This is a genomic window from Cupriavidus phytohabitans, from assembly GCF_017815025.1.
Classification (GTDB): domain Bacteria; phylum Pseudomonadota; class Gammaproteobacteria; order Burkholderiales; family Burkholderiaceae; genus Cupriavidus.
In genome coordinates this window covers 1-2116 of the sequence record NZ_JAGIQB010000156.1, presented here as the reverse complement: position 1 = coordinate 2116, position 2116 = coordinate 1, and the positions used below count along the sequence as shown (strand labels likewise).

Sequence of the window (2116 nt, the reverse complement as noted above, 5' to 3'; positions counted from 1 at the left end):
GGCGGCCTCGGCTCATCCCGCCATGATATCCGAGGCGACTAATTATTCAACCTATTTACGGGATGTTGTACTAGCCAGCACAATGCGCGCGCGTAACGCCAACGCCTGTGCGGTCTTGCGCCGCATCGTCAGCGCCTTGAGTTGCTCACGTTCGACCTCACTCAATACAAGTTCCGCCTTTGGTCTTCCTCTCATCACCACCTCGCCGTTTGCGTGCCTTCAACGCAGACTACTATGTGGTGTCAATAATGCAAGGAACCTCTGGCGCAGGACACTAGGGCTACGCTGAACAAGCTGGGTAAATTGAGTTATGCAGCTTGATCAGGAGGCCCGTTCGGCCGGAAAAATGGCTGTGGCGACGAGAATTTGCCCTCGCGCGCCCCGATTGGGGTGTGTTGGCGAGGCGCCCGCCCCGCATTCGCCTTTTACGGGCGGACTGCTCCCATCAGATGCCCTCGACTCAAGTAGAGATTGGCCAACGCCAGCGCCGTGAAGGCTCGGCCGGCATTCTTCTTCAGACCGCGGTAGCGCACTTTCGTGAAGCCCCACATGCGCTTAACCCCGCTCCAGACCAATGGGCCGCCGGCCATTGCCTGCCTTCGGATAGTAGGGCTCAATCACGGCGCACAATGCCGCCCACGGCACGATCTGATCCATCGTCGCCAGAAACTCTTCACGTCGCGTTGGCTTGCGGTGTTGCTCGAAAACTGCACATTGATCTGCACCCGCTGCCAACGTCATCTGCTTCATGCTCATCTCTTTGCGCTCGTGATTCTTCAAATAACGCGCCTTCTCACGAATCGGAGGACTTGATCAGCATTGCCTTAAGGTATCGTTCCAAGCGTTCAACGCTCTCCCGGACATCCCGTTCAACGAGGTCAAGCTTGTAGACTCTACGCTTCCGGTAATCGCCCTGCTCGCCGGGCAGGAAGAAGTTCCACTCGCGTCCATCGGTCAGTACGGCCATTGGCACGCCCGCGTGAAAGGCGTATTCGAACAGTTGCCGTTCCGCGCCGTCGCTCTGACCGATCTGCTTGACCTCAATAAAAGCGATCGCCTTGCCGGGCGGGCTCACAAGGCATAGTCGACGCGCTGGCCTCCTAATGAATATTCCGGCCAGACGATGTCCGTGTCGTACGGCACCCATCCGAGGGTACTCAGCAGACGCAGCACAATCCCTTGCGAAACCGCGGCTTCGTTCGGAAAGCGGCCGGCCTTGATGCCGGCTCGGATAGCCTCAATGTCTTGTTCTGTGGCCATGAACCTCTCTCCTCAGCACTGACGAGCGCCAGCCCCAATAGCTTTGCCAGCAGCACTCTATGGCAGACGTGCACATGATAGCCGGTTCCACTGACAAGCTCATGTCGCGTGAGTCCATGGCAAGCAAAGCAATTCTCGTAGACACTTCCCACGGTTGCAATTCGGACGGCGTGAGGCAGCGCACAACACTTCACACAGCGCCCGCGCTCGCCTCTGGGGGAAGAGTTCTTTTCAGTGCTATGCCGGTACACCCGGCTTAGAATTGTGCCCTACGGACATTTCACAGGTCGGCCCCCAATGAACTACCTGGACACTGCATTTGCCCAACTGGCGTTCGCGGCAAAGCTGTGTGACTACGCCGAACAGGGAAAGTTGAACCTAGCTGAGTTTGACCAGCCACTGGCGTTCGAGGACGCTCGCGCCATCTGGGTGCTTCCCGACCACATCTTTCATTCCTACGATGACTTGCGCAATGCGTGCGGCAATCAGCTTCTGATTGCCTTCGGGGCTGCGGCCATCACGCTAAACAGATGCCGGGAAGAGTTTGAGGCGGTTACGCAGACTCACATGCGGGCAAGAAATGGCGACGTCCCTCAGACGGAGGACGAACACTTTGCCGAGTTGGTATGTCAAATCCGCAACGTTTGCGCACGACATTTCCGAACCTCGCTGGGAAATCTGGAACCCGTCGCGGCGTTGCGTGTATTTGGTTGACCGCGTTGAGAACGGCGAGGCTCGGATTAGGGTCGATGCCACCAATCTGCACGCACAGCAGGATTACGTCCAGCGGATAGTGCAGGCGCTTGAGCACCTTGGCAATCCCCACTGGCAGAGTCGTTCGCGGTGTCTTCGCTGG

Annotated in this window: 3 protein-coding genes and 4 pseudogenes; 1 reads left to right on the top strand and 6 read right to left on the bottom strand. The window is 57.8% G+C overall.

Annotated features, from left to right (window positions below; translation table 11 throughout):
- Positions 1 to 72: 72 nt before the first annotated feature.
- The 5 genes and pseudogenes from J8I34_RS35145 to J8I34_RS33740 all read right to left on the bottom strand — a co-directional run.
- Positions 73 to 195, bottom strand: a pseudogene (locus J8I34_RS35145) (IS630 family transposase); the annotation flags it as partial.
- Between the two features lie 230 nt (positions 196 to 425).
- Positions 426 to 560: pseudogene (locus J8I34_RS35675) on the bottom strand (IS5/IS1182 family transposase); the annotation flags it as partial.
- A 4-nt stretch (positions 561 to 564) separates the two neighbouring features.
- A pseudogene (locus tag J8I34_RS35140) lies at positions 565 to 750 on the bottom strand (IS5/IS1182 family transposase); the annotation flags it as partial.
- Between the two features lie 43 nt (positions 751 to 793).
- Positions 794 to 1075 (bottom strand): hypothetical protein, encoded by a 282-nt coding sequence (locus tag J8I34_RS33745; protein WP_209778421.1) that lies wholly within the window; start codon positions 1073 to 1075, stop codon positions 794 to 796.
- Positions 1072 to 1260 (bottom strand): hypothetical protein, encoded by a 189-nt coding sequence (locus tag J8I34_RS33740; protein ID WP_209778424.1) that lies wholly within the window; start codon positions 1258 to 1260, stop codon positions 1072 to 1074. Before J8I34_RS33740 ends, J8I34_RS33745 begins: the two co-directional genes overlap by 4 nt.
- A gap of 297 nt (positions 1261 to 1557) precedes the next feature.
- Here J8I34_RS33740 and J8I34_RS33735 point away from each other — a divergent pair, with 297 nt between their 5' ends.
- Entirely contained in the window at positions 1558 to 1974 is a 417-nt protein-coding gene (locus J8I34_RS33735) for a hypothetical protein (protein ID WP_209778426.1), read from the top strand.
- 46 nt (positions 1975 to 2020) lie between these two features.
- Here the strand turns inward: J8I34_RS33735 and J8I34_RS33730 are convergent.
- Positions 2021 to 2116: pseudogene (locus J8I34_RS33730) on the bottom strand (IS6 family transposase); the annotation flags it as partial.